Here is a 15,362-nt window from a genome sequence, read left to right as displayed (position 1 = left end):
CCAGGCTTTCCTCCGGGCATTTTCCCTTCGGTCTTGCGTTTCCGACTCTATCAGACTCTTTCGTGTCCGATTCCCGGTCGAAGCGGGTCCGCCTTCCAGTTCCACGCTTTCGCGTTTCCCTTTCCGGCGAGTCCGACTCTATCAGATCCTTTCGGGCCTGATTCCCAGTCGGCGGGATTTGCGATCGGGGCCGTCAGGCCCTTCAAGCAAGCGAGACTTTAGCGGAATCACGGGCCTCGACGCTAATCGGGGTTCGCGTTCCTCGGAGCGCGGATTCCTCATTTCACACATACACACAAACAGCACGGCGGCAGGTGCCGTCGACCGAATGTGGTTACTGCGGAATGGCTGTCCGGGGACCGACCAGGTCGGCGCTCGCTTCGGACAACTCGGAGCACCTTACGGATGTGGGAGCGGAGTGTCAACCTCCGGCTGGTCAAGGCGAGGAGGAAGGCCCGGCGGTAGTCACGCGGGCTCGTGGAGAGGTGGGGCGCGACGTACACCTTCGAACTGGTCGGGCCGTTTGGGGTGGCAGCTGGGGGCGGACGAGTTGGCGTGAACCCACCGCCGTGTCGTTGCACGGCGGTGGGTTCGCGGCGGTCGCGCGCGGCGCGGAGCTGATCGAGGCGGCCGGGCGGCCGTCGCCGTCGCCTGACGCGGGTTCAGCCGTTGCCCGAGGCGAGCTCGCGGCTGCGGTCGCGGGCGGCTTCGAGGGCGGCGATGAGCGCGGCGCGGACGCCATGGTTCTCCAGTTCGCGGATGGCGCTGATGGTGGTACCGGCCGGGCTGGTGACGGCCTCGCGGAGCTTGACCGGGTGCTCGCCGCTGTCGCGGAGCATCACCGCGGCGCCGATGGCGGCCTGGACGATCAGTTCGTGAGCCTGGGCGCGGGGCAGGCCGAGCAGGATTCCGGCGTCGGTCATCGCCTCGACGAGGAAGTAGAAGTATGCGGGGCCCGAGCCGGAGAGGGCGGTCGCCGCGTCCTGCTGGGACTCCGGGACCCGCAGGGTCTTGCCGACGCCGCCGAAAATCGCCTCGGCGGCGGCGAGGTGTTCGGGGGTGGCGTGGCTGCCCGCGGAGATGACGGACATGCCCTCGTCGACGAGGACGGGGGTGTTCGGCATGACGCGTACGACGGGGGTGTTCGCGGCGAGGCGGTCCTCGATGAACGCGGTGGTGATGCCCGCGGCGGCGCTGATGACCAGGCGGTCGGCGGTGACGTGCGCGGCCAGTTCGTCGAGGAGCCGGCCCATGTCCTGGGGCTTCACCGCGAGGATGAGGATGTCGGCGCGCTTGGCGGCCTCGGCGTTGCTGACGGAGTCGACGCCGTAGCGGTCGTGCAGTTCCCGGGCGCGTTCGGAGCGGCGGGTGGTGACCAGCAGGTCCGCCGGATGCCAGCCCGCCCGGATCATGCCGCTGAGGAGGGCCTCCCCGATCTTGCCGGTGCCGAGAACGGCGACTGTCTGGGTCATGTGGTTCACCCTCCGGGCTGTGCTCGCGGTGCTCGTCGCGTTCGTTCGTCGGTTCGCGGTGGTCGAGCTGGTCGTGGTGGTCCTGGCGCCATCCTCGCACCGTGGGCGGGGTTCGTTACGGGCGGACGGCCACGCTCAGGTCGACCACGTAGCTCTCCTCGACCGTGCGATCCGGGAAGATCTCCGCGAGCCGGTCGCGTTCCTCGTCGAGGAAGCGCCGCGCGGCCCCGTCGCCGAGGACGAGGAAGGCGGAGTGGCTGCCGAGGTTGGCGAGGTGGGTGTCGAGGGAGACCCGCCGCGTCCAGCCCACCGAGCGGTCCACGAAGCGGAGTCCGGGCGGCAGGTCCCGGGAGGGGACCGGGGATCCGTGCGCGCTGTCCTCGGCGCCGAAAAAGCGGCGCAGGCGAACGTCCTGCTCGGCGATCCACGGGACGGATCGGTCGGAGACGTTCCACCAGAGGGCGAGCGCGCCACCGGGGCGCAGGACGCGCAGGGCCTCGGGAACGGACAGGCCCGGGTCCGTCCAGTGCCAGGACTGGGCGTACGTGATCAGGTCGGCGCAGGCCGTGGCGATGGGCAGGCGGTTTCCGTCGCCGCGCACGACCGGGACGTGCGGGAGCGTCCGGTGCAGTTCGCCCGCCATGCCGGGGCCGGGTTCGACGGCGAGGACCCGGGCTCCCCGGTCGAGGAGCAGCCGGGTGGCGATGCCGGTGCCGGCGCCCACGTCGACGGTACGGGCGCCCCGCAGGGGGCGGCCGGCCAGTTCCTCGACGGCATCGAAGAGGGCGGCCGGATATCCGGGGCGGGCCGCTTCGTACTGGGCGGCGGCACGGTCGAAGGAGAGCGCGCGGGGCGCAGTGGCGCCCTCGCCGGTGCCTGCGGAAGTGCCCTCAAAGGTGCCTGTGGGCCGGTCCGTGGAGGTATGTGCGGTGTCGGAAGGCGGCATGGGGGAATCGTGGTCCATCCTGGCGTCGCCCGCCGGGGTTTTCGTGTACCCGCCGGATCGGACATGCGCACCGGGGTCGGTCGGGAGGTCCGTGCGCCGGGGCCGGGCCGGGAGCGCGGGCTACTTGCGCTTGGGGCGCTTGCCCTTGGCGCCCTTGCGTGCGGCCGGGTTTCCGGTACGGGTCGAACGGCGCTTCGCGTAGCGGGCCAGGGCCTCCTCGTACTCCGCGCGGCGCAGTCGCTCGCCCGGCGCCTCCATGAACGTGCGGAGAAAGTAGGCGAGCAGCGAACCGATGAAGCCGATCGTCTTCAGCCCCCGCAGGCTCGCCTCGCGCGCCGGGTCGGCGGGCCGTCGGCCGAATCCCTCCCAGGTCTTGCGGAAGGCGATGGCGCTGCAGATCGCGAACATCACGATCACCAGCATGCCGACGGTGTTGCCGACGTCGGCGATCTCCAGCCCCTGGTAGGCGAAGCGGAGCACGAAGCAGGCGGCGACCGTGGTGGCGAGCGAGCCGACCGCCGCCACGGCCCGGCGTAGCCCGTAGCCCCCGTCGTGCTCGACCCAGGTCGTGCCGAAGAAGGGCAGGGGCTCGGGCTGCGGGCCGGGCGCGGTGGACCCGGTGGACACAGTGGAACGGGGCTGCTCGGCGCCGCCGCACCTGGCGGCGGCGTCGGCGCCGGGGGCTTCGCTGTTGTCGCTCACGGAGTCGATTATCCCCGGGCCGTTTCCGGTTCGTCCGTCCCCGGGCCGCGCCCGCCCGGCCCGGCCGTGGTCGTGGTGAGTGGCCGGTGGTCGGGTCAGTCGCAGCGCGGGGCGATGTAGCCGTCGCTGCCCGTACGGACGTAGACGTCCGCCACGAACTGGCCGTTGGCGATGTTGTCCCAGATGTTCGAGGTGCCGTACGGGCCGCTGACACGCTCGCCCGCCTTCTGGCAGTAGACCGGGACCTTCATTCCGTACGGGAGCGTCCGGACGATGCCGTACTGGGTGCCCGGCCCCCTGCGGACGTTGACGCGGTGGCCGGGTGCGATCGGGTAGCGGGGGACGTCGTCGCCCGCGAGCGTCGCCATGTCCTCGGCCGTGCCCTCGGCCGCGGCGGCGTCCGTGGTCGTCCCGGTGTGCTCTTCCATGCGCTCTTCCATGGCCGTGCGGCCCTCCCCCGTCGAGAATCGATGTGTACGACGTGTACGACGCGCAGGCTACAAGCCCCCACCGTCATCGCACGCACCATCGACTAGGCTCCGTGCGTCGCGCTCGCGGACGAACACACGGGGGTGGGCGATGCCGCCGCTGCGAGGTGCCGGCGCCGATCCGGAAGCGGAGCATCCGGAGTACGCCGGCCAGTACCGCCTCGAAGCATGTCTCGGCGCGGGCGGCATGGGCGTCGTGCACCTGGCGCGCTCCGCCTCGGGACTCCAGCTCGCGGTCAAGGTGGTGCACGAACACTACTCCGCGGATCCCGAGTTCAGGGCACGTTTCCGGCAGGAGGTCGGGGCGGCGAGACGGGTCAGCGGGGCATTCACCGCGCCGGTCGTCGATGCCGATCCGGATGCCGCGCGGCCCTGGATGGCCACGCTGTACGTGCCCGGCCCCACGCTCTCCGACCAGGTGAAGCGGAACGGTCCGATGGCCCCCGCCGAGCTGCGCAGGCTGACGGCGGGGCTGGCCGAGGCGCTGCGTGACATCCATCGGGCCGGGGTGATCCACCGCGACCTCAAGCCGAGCAACGTCCTGCTCTCCGACTCCGGGCCCAAGGTCATCGACTTCGGGATCTCCCGTCCGTACGACAGCGATCTGCGCACCGAGACGGGCAAGCTGATCGGCTCGCCGCCGTACATGGCGCCCGAGCAGTTCCAGCGGCCGCGCGAGGTCGGGCCCGCCGCCGACGTGTTCGCCCTGGGGTCCGTGCTCGTCCACGCGGCGACCGGCCGGGGGCCCTTCGACTCCGACAGCCCGTACATCGTGGCCTACCAGGTGGTGCACGACGAGGCCGATCTAGCGGGGGTGCCCGAGGAACTGGCCCCGCTGATCGCCCGGTGCCTGGCGAAGGACCCCGCGCAGCGGCCCACGCCGGACGAGGTCATGGCGGCGCTGCGTCCTCCGTCGTACGACGCCGCCGCGTTCATACCGTCCCAGCGGCGTCGTACGGAAGGTCCTCCGGAGGGAGCGGCGGCGCGGGAGACCTCCGGGGTCGCCGGCTCGGGCGTCGCCGCGTGGGCCGGGGCCGAGGACGCCGGGGCGGGCACGGAGGCCGACACGCATGTGAGTGCGCGTACGGCCGGGCGGAAAGCCGACGCGGCTACCGGCGGGGGCAGGCGGTGGCGGTGGCCGGTGGTCGCCGCCGCGCTTATCGCCCTGGGCGCCGGCGGAGTGTGGGCGTTCGCCACGGCGGGCGGCTCGGGCGGGGCGGGGCGGGCGAAGGCTCCGGCGATGTCCGTGTCCGCGCCGTGGCGGACCCCGCTCCCGGCCACGCCCCCGGCCACGGGTGGAACGGGTGGTCCCACACCGGTCTGCCACGCGTACCCGGCCCAGAACGCCGAGGACACGAAGGGCGCGGGCGACGCCGGGGACACGAAGGGCGCCGGGGCGTCCGGCCCGTCCGTCGCGCTGTACTGCGCCGCGCACGGCGTCGCGGTCGCCCGGCTGGCCCCCGAGGACGGCCGCGTGCTGTGGTCCCGCCGCTCCGTCGGAACCGGCCCGGCCGCCTCCGTGGTGTCGGTCTCCGGCGGTCTGGTACACACGGCGGTGCCGGGCCGGAAGGTCCGGGCGTACGACCCCAAGAAGGGCGAACGGGTCTGGGAGGCGGACCTCTCCCCGTACCTCGGCGTCCCCTTCGCCGCGGGCGACACCCTGCTGCTGACCGCCGAGGACGGCACGACCGAGGCGCTCGACTCCGCGACCGGCGTGTCCCGCTGGCGGCACTCGGTCCCGGGCCACCAGCGCCCCGACTACGCGCTGTACGACGGCGGGCCGGAGCTTGCCTACGCCTTCGAGCACTCGGCCGACGGGGCGACCACGCTCGTCACCGCCGTCGACGCGACGACGGGGCACACGGCGTGGCAGCGGCGGCTGGACGGCATGCTCACCCCGGTGGGGACCGCGGACGGTTCGCTCGTCCTGACGTCGATGAACGGGGACGCCCAGACGGTCGGACTCGTCCGCTACGACCCGGAGCGGCGGCGCGTCACGCGGGTGGAACTGCCATTCCGGATGAACGAACCGGAGGCCGTGGTGGGAGGGGACAGCGCCTATCTGCTGGCCCGCGGCGGAAGCCTGGTCGCCGTCGACCTGCGTCCGGACGGTGGCGGAACGGTTCGCTGGCAGCTGGAGACCGCGGCAGGGCGGACGTCGGCGCCCGTGCTCGCCGCCGGAGACGGGCGCGGCCGACCGGACCGGCTGTACTTCTCGGCGGCCGACGGGCGCCTGCTCGCCGTGGACACCGAACACGGGAAGCTGCTGGGGCAGACGGGCCCCCGGCTGCGGAACGGCACGCTCACCTACGCGTCGGAGCTGCCCGCTCCCGTCGCCGTGGGCCGGGCGGTGTTCGGCACGGCGCCCGACGGGTCCGTGTTCGCCGTCGACGGCGAGGACCCCGCTCGCTGGTGAGCGGGGTCCTCTGGCCTTCCCGGCCTTCCCGGTCTTCCCAGTTTTCCCGATCTTCTCGGTCGCCCGGTCAAAGTCCCGGCCTTCCCGGTCCGCCCGGTCGTCCCGGTCTTGGCCGCCTTGGCCGCCTTGGCGATTCTTTTGGGCGCTCCCGGTGTTCTCGGGCCTCTCGGCCGTCCGACCCGTGCCCGTACGCGGACGGCGCCCGGCTCAGCCGAGCTTGGACACGTCCCGCACCGCGCCCCGGTCCGCGCTCGTCGCCATCGCCGCGTAGGCGCGAAGCGCCGCGCTGACCTTGCGGTCCCGGTTCCTCGGCGCGTACGCACCGTTCAGCGCCTCGCGTCGGGCGGCCAACTCGGCCTCGGGGACGAGGAGTTCGATCGACCGGTTCGGGATGTCGATCCGGATCCGGTCGCCGTCCTCGACGAGCGCGATCGTGCCGCCGGAGGCGGCCTCCGGCGACGCGTGCCCGATGGACAGGCCCGACGTACCGCCGGAGAAGCGGCCGTCGGTCACCAGGGCGCAGCTCTTGCCGAGGCCGCGGCCCTTGAGGAAGGACGTGGGGTAGAGCATCTCCTGCATGCCAGGGCCGCCGCGCGGGCCCTCGAAGCGGATGACGACGACGTCGCCCTCCTTGACCTCCTTGCGGAGGATCTTGTCGACGGCCTCCTCCTGCGACTCGCAGACGACCGCCGGGCCCTCGAAGGTCCAGATCGACTCGTCGACGCCCGCAGTCTTCACGACGCAGCCGTCCGCGGCGAGGTTGCCCTTGAGGACCGCGAGGCCGCCGTCCGCGGAGTACGCGTGCGCCAGGTCGCGGATGCAGCCGCCGGCCGCGTCCAGGTCGAGGGTCTCCCAGCGCTCGGACTGCGAGAACGCGGTCGCGGAACGGACGCATCCGGGGGCCGCGTGCCACAGCTCGACGGCCTCGGGGGACGGAGAGCCACCGCGGACATCCCAGTCCTTCAACCACTGGGCGAGGGAGTCGGAGTGGACCGCGTGCACGTCCTCGTTGAGCAGACCGCCTCGGTGCAGTTCGCCGAGGATGGCGGGGATACCGCCCGCCCGGTGCACGTCCTCCATGTAGTACGTGCCGCCGGGGGCGACGTTGGGTGCGACCTTCGCGAGGCACGGAACGCGGCGCGAGATCGCGTCGATGTCGGCCAGGTCGTAGTCCAGCTCGGCCTCCTGGGCGGCGGCGAGCAGGTGCAGGATCGTGTTGGTGGAGCCGCCCATGGCGATGTCGAGCGCCATGGCGTTCTCGAACGCGACACGGGTGCCGATGGAGCGGGGCAGGACCGACGCGTCGTCCTGCTCGTAGTAGCGCTTGGTGATCTCGACGACCGTGCGGCCGGCCTCCTCGTACAGCGCCCTGCGGGCGGTGTGCGTGGCGAGGACGGAGCCGTTGCCGGGGAGGGAAAGGCCGAGGGCCTCGGTCAGGCAGTTCATCGAGTTGGCGGTGAACATGCCGGAACAGCTGCCGCAGGTGGGGCAGGCGTTCTCCTCGATGCGGAGGATGTCCTCGTCCGAGACGTTCTCGTTCACCGCATCGCTGATCGCGTTGATCAGGTCGAGCTTGCGGACCGTGCCGTCGACGAGCGTGGCCTTGCCGGCCTCCATCGGGCCGCCGGAGACGAAGACCGTCGGGATGTCGAGGCGCATCGCGGCCATCAGCATGCCCGGGGTGATCTTGTCGCAGTTGGAGATGCAGATCAGCGCGTCCGCGCAGTGCGCCTCGACCATGTACTCGACGGAGTCGGCGATCAGGTCGCGGGAGGGGAGGCTGTACAGCATTCCGCCGTGCCCCATCGCGATGCCGTCGTCGACGGCGATCGTGTTGAACTCGCGCGGCACGGCGCCCGCGGCCCGGATGGCCTCGGAGACGATCCGGCCGACCGGGGCGAGATGCGTATGACCGGGGACGAACTCGGTGAAGGAGTTGGCGACCGCGATGATCGGCTTGCCGATGTCCTCGCTCGCTACGCCCGAGGCCCGCATAAGGGCGCGTGCGCCCGCCATGTTGCGGCCATGGGTGACAGTGCGGGACCTCAGCTGGGGCATCGTCTCTCGCTCCTTCGACATGAAAAGACTATTCCGAGAGTACGCCCACGACTCCAAGATCTGGACATTCTGTCCGGAGTGCGAGACGGGCTGCTCGGTGCCCGGACCGGCTCACGGGCGGTGGCGCGGCACCTTGGTCGAGGAGGACGCCAGGTGGAGCCGGGTGAACGCGAGCGCCTCCGCCAGATCGGCCTCACGTTCGGCGGAGGACATCGCGCGGCGGGTGTTGACCTCGATGACGACGTGGCCGCCGAAGCCGGTGCGGGCCAGGCGCTCCAGGAGTTCGGCGCAGGGCTGGTCGCCGCGTCCGGGCACCAGGTGCTCGTCCTTGTTGGAGCCCTTGCCGTCGGCGAGATGGACGTGGGCGAGCCGGTCGCCCATCCGTTCGACCATGGCCATGCCGTCCGTGCGGGCCGTCGCGGTGTGCGAGAGGTCCACGGTGAAGTGGCGGTAGTCGTCGTCGGTGACGTCCCAGGCCGGGGCGTACGCGAGCATCTCGCGGTCCCGGTACCGCCACGGATACATGTTCTCGACTGCGAACCGGACATCGGTCTCGTCCGCCATGCGCCAGATCCCGGTGACGAAGTCACGTGCGTAGCCGCGCTGCCAGCGGAACGGGGGATGGACGACGACGGTCGTCGCCCCGAGCTTCTCCGCGGCGGCGCGGGCGCGCTGGAGCTTCACCCACGGATCGGTGGACCAGACGCGCTGCGTGATCAGCAGACAGGGCGCGTGAACGGCGAGGATCGGTACGCCGTGGTGGTCCGAGAGCCGCCGCAATGCCTCGATGTCCTGGCTGACGGGGTCGGTCCACACCATGACCTCGACGCCGTCGTAACCGAGACGCGCGGCGATCTCGAAGGCCGTCGATGTCGTCTCCGGGTAGACGGAGGCCGTGGACAGGGCGACCTTCGCATGCGGGATGCGCACCACTGGTTCTGCCACTGGGACAGCGTACGGGCACGCGTACGCGGCGCCGAGGGACCTCGGCGGAAAGTGACGAGAGACATGGCCGAACGCGGCGCACGGCCCGGTCCTCTTCACCCGGTTCGGCGCGGACCGGCACAGAACGTGGCGGCGGCGAGGGAACCGGCGCGGAACGTTGCCGAGGCGCAGGAACCGGCGGCGCGCGAGCCGGCACGGAACGTTTGCCGGGGCGCAGGAACCAGCAGCGCGCGGGACGGCGGGGGGCGGGGGAACTGGAACGGGCCGTGCGCCGGCCCGGTGGACTGCCGCCGACGCGGCGGTTTGCCACCCGGTGGACCGTTCGCCGCCCCGGTGGACCGTTCGCCGCCCCGGTGGACCGCCTGCCGAACCTGCCTCCGGGGCCCGCGCGGCCTCTGGGGCCCCACCTCCGGGCCGGATCCGCCCGCTCGGTTCAAGGTCCGGGGCGGGCCGCCTACCCGGCTTCCGAACCCGGACCGCCCTTGGACGGGATCAACCGGAGCCCGGGCTGACCGCTCCCCGCCGGGTCCGTCCTCCGGCGCGGCTCGCCCCCGGCGCTGCCCAGCGCGGCTCGTTCCGCCGGCAGGTGGTCCAGGCGGCGCAGGATGACGCCCTCGCGCAGCGCCCACGGACAGATCTCCAGCTCTTCGATCCCGAACAGATCCATAGCGCCCTCCGCGACCAGTGCCCCGGCCAGCAGCTGCCGGGCCCGGCCCTCGGAGACGCCGGGCAGTGTGACGCGCTGTTCGACGGTCATCTCCGCGAGCCGCGGCACCCACTCCTCCAGTGCCTTGCGGGTGAGCCCCCGCTGGATGTACAGGTCGTTGTTGGAACGCGCGGCGCCCGCGATCCTGGCGAGCTGCTTGAACGTCTTGGACGTGGCCACGACATGGTCGGGACGCCCGAGGCGGTTGAACTCCCCGACACTCCGGGCGATACCGGCCCGTACATGGCGGCGCAATACCTTCACGTCCGCCGGGTCCGGTGGATCGCCCGGCAGCCATCCCGTGGTCAGCCGGCCCGCCCCGAGCGGCAGCGACACCGCCGCGTCCGGTTCCTCGTCGATGCCGTACGCGACCTCCAGCGAGCCGCCCCCGATGTCCAGGACCAGCAGCCGGCCCGCCGACCAGCCGAACCAGCGGCGCACGGCGAGGAACGTGAGCCGCGCCTCCTCCGCACCGCTGAGCACGGCGAGGTCGACGCCCGTCTCGTTCCGCACCCGGGCCAGCACCTGGTCCGCGTTGCTCGCCTCCCGCACCGCGGACGTGGCGAACGGCAGGACGTCCTCGCACCCCTTGTCCTCGGCCGCCTGGAGCGCGTCGCTGATCGTGGCCACCAGCCGGTCCACGCCGCCGGGGCCTATCGCCCCGTCCTCGTCGAGGAGTTCGGCCAGGCGCAGCTCCGCCTTGTGCGAGTGCGCCGGCAGCGGGCGGGCTCCGGGGTGCGCGTCCACCACCAGCAGATGCACTGTGTTCGAACCCACGTCGAGGACTCCGAGTCTCATACCAGGAACGCTACCGGCACCGCGGACTTACTCTGGGCGCGTGCCAAAGACGAAAAAGGCGAAGCCGGGCAAAAACGCGAAGACCAAGAACACGAAGAAGCAGGACACGAAGCGGCAGGAAGCGAAGCAGGAGATGCGGCGGCAGGGAGTGGACGGACCGGTCCGGTCCGAGGACGAGGTCGACCTCGACTTCGCCCGCGCCTGGGTCGAGTTTCCCGACCCCGCCGACGACGAGCAGGTCTTCCGCTGCGACCTGACCTGGCTGACCTCCAGGTGGACCTGCGTCTTCGGCAGCGGCTGCCAGGGCATCCAGGCGGGCCGCGCGGACGACGGGTGCTGCACGCTGGGCGCGCACTTCTCGGACGAGGAGGACGAGGAGCGGGTGGCGGGCCACGTCGAGCGGCTGACACCCGAGCTGTGGCAGTTCCACGACGTCGGTACGGAGACGGGCTGGGTCCAGGTCGACGACGACGGGGAGCGCCAGACGCGGCGCTGGAAGGGTTCGTGCATCTTCCAGAATCGCCCGGGCTTCCCCGCCGGCGCGGGCTGCTCGCTGCACATCCTGGCGCTGCGGGAGGGCAGGGAGCCCCTGGAGACCAAGCCGGACGTCTGTTGGCAGCTGCCGATCCGGCGTACGTACGAGTGGATCGACCGGCCCGACGACACGCGTGTGCTCCAGGTGTCCATCGGTGAGTACGACCGCCGGGGCTGGGGGCCGGGCGGTCACGACCTGCACTGGTGGTGCACCTCGGCGACGTCGGCGCACGGCGCCGGGAAGCCGGTGTACGTGTCCTACCGCCCGGAGCTGACCGAGCTGATGGGCAAGGAGGGGTACGAGCGTCTGGTGGAGCTGTGCGAGGAGCGGATGGCCTCGCTGCTGCCGATGGCCCCGCACCCGGCGGACCCGGTGGATCGCCCGGCGGATCCCGCCTGACGGCCGCCGCGGCGGAGCACGGCAAAACGCGACGCGACCGCCCGGCCCCCGGGTGGAAGAGCCCGGGCGGTCCGGGGCGGCAGGGCCGTCGGGTCGGTCCCGGTCCGTCTTTCCTGGCATCTGCCGTCTTTCCTGGCATCTGCCGTCTTTCCTGGCATCTGCCGTCGGGTCGGTCCCGGGCCCGGGCTGCCCTCAGCGCCTCCGCGCGGAGCCGCCCGGTTCGGCGGACGGCGACGTACCGGTCGGGTCCGGGGTCGGCGCGGGTTCGGTGGGTTCCGGTTCCGTCGGTGACGGCGCGGGGTCGGTCGGCGTGGGTGTCGGGTCGGCCGGCCGCGTGGGCCCCGGCGAGGACGTGGGCTGCTGCGGGGGTACGGACGGTCCGGAGGAGGCGGACGCACCCGGACGGGCCGGGCCGCCGGGCGACGGCGCCGTCGCCCCGTTCCCCCGGATGGCCACGACGGAAGCCGAGGGGGCGAGAACGACGCGCGCGCTCCAGCGGCCGACGGGTTCGCGCGAGCGGTCCACCAGGACCCGTACGGTGACGCTCTCGCCCGCGGCGAGCGTGCCCGAGGAACTGCCGAGGCGCAGCCACGACACGTCCGCGCGGGCCGACCAGGCGACCGGGGCGCCACCCGAGGCGGTCAGGCGGATCAGGGTCGTGGCACCGTACGAACGCGCCTCGACGGTGAGCCCGCCGCCCCGGCCGGACACCGGGCCCACGTTGATCACCTCGGCCGAGACCTCCGCCGCGCCGCCGTCGCCGGAGCCGGGCCGGGACCGCATGCTTCCCGCGTTCTCGTAGTGGCCGCGCGGGTCGTCGAACTCGTGGTGGAGATCCGTCCCGGTCGCCGTGACCGAGGAGCCCTCGCGCCCCTCGCCGGTCTCCGGAGCGCCGCGATAGGCGGTCCACAGCGCGATCACCGGGGCGGCGACGACCGTGGCCACCACCGTCGTCGTCACGACCCTGGCCCTCAGCCGGTCCCTGCGCGCGGCGTGGTCCTTCGGGTGCAGGGGGAAGCCGGCCCGGTCGAACCGGGGCCCGCCGGACCGGTTCCGCCGGGCGTGGACCATCGCGACGTACGCGGAGGGCCGCGGGGCCGGCACGACCGGCAGCGCGGTGGCCTGGGCGACGGCCACGCCCGGCCAGGGGCCGTCGGCGCCCACCCGCTCGGCGGCCCGGCGGCAACGGGGGCAGTCGTCGACGTGACGGACGAGTTCCCGGCGCAGGGTCGCCGAGAGCAGGACGCGATGCCCCCCGGTGAGCCGGGCGACGGTGGGACAGTTGCCGGACTCGACGACGGCGAGGGCGGCACGGGTGCGCTCCACCTCGCAGGCGGCGGCGGCCAGGAGTTCACGGGCGGCCGCCGGTTCGAGCCCCAGCACGGAGGCGACGGCGCGCGGGCCGAGACGGTGGCGCACGGCGAGTTCGAGCGCCTCGCGCTGCTCGGGAGTGGTGCCCGCCGCCTCGGGCCAGGCCAGCTTGGCGAGTTCACGGCGGTGCGCCTCGGCGGCGGCCTCGGATTCGGCGGGGCGCTCCCGGCCCGTCGGCGCACCACCCGGCGCGAAGGGGGCGAGAGCGGGGTGGGGAACAGGGTCGAGGGCGGGGGCCGGGGCCGTCGTGACGACGGCGGGGGGCGTACGGCGCCCGGTGCGCGCCCCCTGTGTGGTCGGGCCGTCCGGCTGCTTGCCCGGAGGGCCGCCCGCCCGCTTCGACTCTCGCCCGGCCTCCCGTCCGCGCTTCGTCTCCTGCTGGGCCGATTGCCTCGCGGGCGGCTTCCCGGCCTTGTGCCGGCGCGCCCGGTGGCCCTGCTTCCGCTCGGCGAGCATGCGCAGGCACATCCACCTGGCCAGCGCGTACAGCCAGGATTTACGTTCCTCCTCCCCCTCCGGGCACCGCCCCTCCTGCCGTTCGGCGATCGCCAGCACACCACCGAGCGCCTCCGTGGCGGCGTCGTGGTCGCAGAGCACGGAGAGGCAGTAGGTGAACAGGCCGTCGAGATGCGGCTCGCAGCGCCCGGGGAGCCGCTGCGGCACAGGCTGCGTCGAGGAGTGGGGCGCACGGATCCGCGACCGGTGTGCGCCGGTGGTGTGCGTGGGGGGCTCCAGCCTGCTGCTCGTCATCCGGAGACCGTAGGCAGCAGGGAGCACGCCTTTGGCTTCCCTTCAGCACATTTAACCCTTACGGGTGAACGTATCGCTCGAAAGGGGACAGGAATCCCTGATTCGGCCCTGATTCGGCCGTGATTCCTCGTGCTCGAACCTGATATTCCGCCGGATATGACATTCATGCTGGTGAGCGCACGCCCGCGCACACCGCGTTTTCCGGACCGCGCCGGGCGCCGCCGCACCCGGCCGGACCGCCGCCGGGACACCGCGAACCGATGCCCGGCACCACGGCCCGGACCGCCCGCGGCGGCGCTGTCGTACCCCGCCTATACGGTTGCGTCATGGCTGCCCGTACGAAAACCGCGAAGGACCGGCCGTCCTACCGCTGCACCGAATGCGGCTGGACCACCGCCAAATGGCTCGGCCGCTGCCCCGAGTGCCACGCCTGGGGGACGGTCGAGGAGTTCGGCGGCGCCCCCGCCGTGCGGACCACCGCGGCCGGACGGGTCAGCACCGCCGCGCTGCCCATCGGCCAGGTCGACAGCCGGCAGGCCACCGCCCGGTCGACCGGCGTCAGCGAGCTGGACCGGGTGCTGGGCGGCGGCCTCGTCCCGGGCGCCGTCGTCCTGCTCGCGGGCGAGCCGGGCGTCGGGAAGTCGACGCTGTTGCTGGACGTGGCCGCCAAGGCGTCGAGCGGGGACCACCGCACGCTGTACGTCACGGCCGAGGAGTCCGCGAGCCAGGTGCGGCTGCGCGCCGACCGGATCCGGGCGATCAACGACCACCTGTTCCTCGCCGCCGAGACGGACCTGTCGGCGGTCCTCGGCCACCTGGACGCCGTCAAGCCCTCGCTCCTCGTCCTGGACTCGGTGCAGACCGTCGCATCCCCCGAGATCGACGGCGCACCGGGGGGCATGGCGCAGGTGAGGGAGGTCGCCGGGGCGCTCATCCGGGCATCCAAGGAGCGCGGCATGTCGACGCTCCTGGTCGGCCACGTCACCAAGGAGGGAGCGATCGCGGGGCCGCGGCTGCTGGAGCATCTCGTCGACGTGGTGCTGTCCTTCGAGGGCGACCGCCATGCCCGGCTGCGGCTCGTCCGCGGCGTCAAGAACAGGTACGGCGCGACCGACGAGGTCGGCTGCTTCGAGCTGCACGACGAGGGCATCACCGGCCTCGCCGACCCGTCCGGGCTGTTCCTCACCCGCCGCGACGAGCCCGTGCCCGGCACCTGCCTGACCGTCACCCTGGAGGGCAAGCGCCCGCTCGTCGCCGAGGTCCAGGCGCTGACGGTCGACTCGCAGATCCCGTCGCCCCGGCGCACCACCTCCGGACTGGAGACGTCCCGGGTCTCGATGATGCTGGCGGTGCTGGAGCAGCGCGGCCGGATCAGCGCGCTCGGCAAGCGGGACATCTACAGCGCGACGGTCGGCGGCGTGAAGCTCTCCGAGCCCGCCGCGGACCTCGCGGTCGCGCTGGCGCTGGCCAGCGCGGCGAGCGACACCCCCCTTCCCAAGAACCTCGTGGCGATCGGCGAGGTGGGCCTCGCGGGCGAGGTCAGGCGGGTCACGGGGGTCCAGCGCAGGCTCGCCGAGGCTCACCGTCTGGGCTTCACGCACGCGCTGGTTCCGACCGATCCGGGAAAGGTTCCGGCCGGCATGAAGGTCATAGAAGTCGCCGATATGGGTGATGCCCTGAGAGTCCTCCCGCGCCGGTCCCGCGCACAGGCCCCCCAGGAGGAGAACGCGCGCCGGTAGACTTTGCCCTGGTCTCGCCCGTCCGTACGAACGGTTT

The 15,362-nt window shown here is 72.8% G+C and carries 11 protein-coding genes; 3 read left to right on the top strand and 8 right to left on the bottom strand.

Annotated elements, in window-relative coordinates; all coding sequences use genetic code 11:
- Nucleotides 1-662: 662 nt before the first annotated feature.
- The 4 genes from proC to ACGF2V_RS13260 all read right to left on the bottom strand — a co-directional run bounded on the left by proC (nucleotide 663) and on the right by ACGF2V_RS13260 (nucleotide 3,548).
- Nucleotides 663-1,472, bottom strand: coding sequence for a pyrroline-5-carboxylate reductase (gene proC, locus ACGF2V_RS13275; protein ID WP_362629291.1), 810 nt, complete (start codon nucleotides 1,470-1,472; stop codon nucleotides 663-665).
- A gap of 115 nt (nucleotides 1,473-1,587) precedes the next feature.
- Nucleotides 1,588-2,418 (bottom strand): class I SAM-dependent methyltransferase, encoded by an 831-nt coding sequence (locus ACGF2V_RS13270; RefSeq protein WP_362629294.1) that lies wholly within the window; start codon nucleotides 2,416-2,418, stop codon nucleotides 1,588-1,590.
- A gap of 120 nt (nucleotides 2,419-2,538) precedes the next feature.
- Nucleotides 2,539-3,120, bottom strand: coding sequence for a hypothetical protein (locus ACGF2V_RS13265; RefSeq protein ID WP_392911921.1), 582 nt, complete (start codon nucleotides 3,118-3,120; stop codon nucleotides 2,539-2,541).
- A 95-nt stretch (nucleotides 3,121-3,215) separates the two neighbouring features.
- Nucleotides 3,216-3,548 (bottom strand): SH3 domain-containing protein, encoded by a 333-nt coding sequence (locus ACGF2V_RS13260; protein WP_389043255.1) that lies wholly within the window; start codon nucleotides 3,546-3,548, stop codon nucleotides 3,216-3,218.
- Between the two features lie 151 nt (nucleotides 3,549-3,699).
- Between ACGF2V_RS13260 and ACGF2V_RS13255 the strand changes: the two genes are divergently transcribed.
- Entirely contained in the window at nucleotides 3,700-6,024 is a 2,325-nt protein-coding gene (locus ACGF2V_RS13255) for a serine/threonine-protein kinase (protein ID WP_362709702.1), read from the top strand.
- A 207-nt stretch (nucleotides 6,025-6,231) separates the two neighbouring features.
- On the opposite strand, the gene ilvD is transcribed toward ACGF2V_RS13255, so the two are convergent.
- The 3 genes from ilvD to ACGF2V_RS13240 form a co-directional block, all read right to left on the bottom strand.
- Entirely contained in the window at nucleotides 6,232-8,082 is a 1,851-nt protein-coding gene (ilvD, locus tag ACGF2V_RS13250; RefSeq protein WP_362709752.1) for a dihydroxy-acid dehydratase, read from the bottom strand.
- Nucleotides 8,083-8,193: 111 nt separating this feature from the next.
- Entirely contained in the window at nucleotides 8,194-9,027 is an 834-nt protein-coding gene (locus tag ACGF2V_RS13245; protein ID WP_362629303.1) for a sugar phosphate isomerase/epimerase, read from the bottom strand.
- Nucleotides 9,028-9,481: 454 nt separating this feature from the next.
- Nucleotides 9,482-10,531, bottom strand: coding sequence for a Ppx/GppA phosphatase family protein (locus ACGF2V_RS13240; RefSeq protein ID WP_362709705.1), 1,050 nt, complete (start codon nucleotides 10,529-10,531; stop codon nucleotides 9,482-9,484).
- A gap of 40 nt (nucleotides 10,532-10,571) precedes the next feature.
- On the opposite strand from ACGF2V_RS13240, the gene ACGF2V_RS13235 reads away from it, so the two are divergent.
- Nucleotides 10,572-11,465, top strand: a complete 894-nt coding sequence (locus ACGF2V_RS13235) for a hypothetical protein (protein ID WP_362629309.1) — start codon at nucleotides 10,572-10,574, stop codon at nucleotides 11,463-11,465.
- Nucleotides 11,466-11,657: 192 nt separating this feature from the next.
- Here ACGF2V_RS13235 and ACGF2V_RS13230 read toward each other — a convergent pair whose 3' ends face one another.
- The gene (locus ACGF2V_RS13230; protein WP_362709708.1) at nucleotides 11,658-13,586 is read right to left on the bottom strand and encodes a hypothetical protein; all 1,929 of its coding nucleotides are present in this window, start codon (nucleotides 13,584-13,586) and stop codon (nucleotides 11,658-11,660) included.
- A gap of 326 nt (nucleotides 13,587-13,912) precedes the next feature.
- Here ACGF2V_RS13230 and radA point away from each other — a divergent pair, with 326 nt between their 5' ends.
- Nucleotides 13,913-15,325, top strand: a complete 1,413-nt coding sequence (radA, locus tag ACGF2V_RS13225) for a DNA repair protein RadA (protein ID WP_362629315.1) — start codon at nucleotides 13,913-13,915, stop codon at nucleotides 15,323-15,325.
- The last annotated feature ends 37 nt before the right edge of the window (nucleotides 15,326-15,362 follow it).

The organism is Streptomyces sp. NPDC047982, assembly GCF_043204165.1.
Taxonomy (GTDB): domain Bacteria; phylum Actinomycetota; class Actinomycetes; order Streptomycetales; family Streptomycetaceae; genus Streptomyces.
Note: the sequence above shows the minus strand (reverse complement) of the source record. Positions and strands in the feature narration are given on the sequence as shown.

Excerpts from the sequence above, each read along its gene's own strand:
- ACGF2V_RS13255 (WP_362709702.1), top strand. The coding sequence starts at position 3,700 with ATGCCGCCGCTGCGAGGTGCCGGCGCCGATCCGGAAGCGGAGCATCCG.
- proC (WP_362629291.1), bottom strand. The coding sequence starts at position 1,472 with ATGACCCAGACAGTCGCCGTTCTCGGCACCGGCAAGATCGGGGAGGCC.
- ACGF2V_RS13240 (WP_362709705.1), bottom strand. The coding sequence starts at position 10,531 with ATGAGACTCGGAGTCCTCGACGTGGGTTCGAACACAGTGCATCTGCTG.
- radA (WP_362629315.1), top strand. The coding sequence starts at position 13,913 with ATGGCTGCCCGTACGAAAACCGCGAAGGACCGGCCGTCCTACCGCTGC.
- ACGF2V_RS13260 (WP_389043255.1), bottom strand. The coding sequence starts at position 3,548 with ATGGAAGAGCACACCGGGACGACCACGGACGCCGCCGCGGCCGAGGGC.
- ilvD (WP_362709752.1), bottom strand. The coding sequence starts at position 8,082 with ATGCCCCAGCTGAGGTCCCGCACTGTCACCCATGGCCGCAACATGGCG.
- ACGF2V_RS13270 (WP_362629294.1), bottom strand. The coding sequence starts at position 2,418 with ATGCCGCCTTCCGACACCGCACATACCTCCACGGACCGGCCCACAGGC.
- ACGF2V_RS13230 (WP_362709708.1), bottom strand. The coding sequence starts at position 13,586 with ATGACGAGCAGCAGGCTGGAGCCCCCCACGCACACCACCGGCGCACAC.